Below are 379 nucleotides of genomic sequence, written 5' to 3' on the forward strand. Positions count from 1 at the left end.
AAATAGAGACTTTGCTTATCAAATAAGACAAAGCCCAAGCACACTTGATTGTGTGAGTGACATTACATGTCACTGATTGAGAACTTTACTGTCATTCTTTAAGAATGACTTGTCAGCTTTCCAGATTGTTAAAGAGCATGTCGTTTATTGCTAAATAAACCACGTTCTAAAGATTCTTAAGCAAAAACCTTTAAAGCGTGGTGGGCGATACCGGGCTCGAACCAGTGACCCCCTCCTTGTAAGGGAGGTGCTCTCCCAACTGAGCTAATCGCCCATCTTTCAGACTTGGTGGAGCTAGGCGGGATCGAACCGCCGACCTCTTGCATGCCATGCAAGCGCTCTCCCAGCTGAGCTATAGCCCCGCGTCTGAGAAATGGTG

Annotated in this window: 2 tRNA genes; both read right to left on the bottom strand. The window is 46.4% G+C overall.

Annotated features, from left to right (window positions below):
- Positions 1-198: 198 nt before the first annotated feature.
- A tRNA-Val gene (locus BZG25_RS15770) sits at positions 199-274 on the bottom strand.
- A gap of 12 nt (positions 275-286) precedes the next feature.
- Positions 287-362, bottom strand: a tRNA-Ala gene (locus tag BZG25_RS15775).
- Between the last annotated feature and the right edge of the window lie 17 nt (positions 363-379).

This window comes from Salinivibrio sp. ML198 (genome assembly GCF_001996015.1).
Classification (GTDB): domain Bacteria; phylum Pseudomonadota; class Gammaproteobacteria; order Enterobacterales; family Vibrionaceae; genus Salinivibrio; species Salinivibrio siamensis.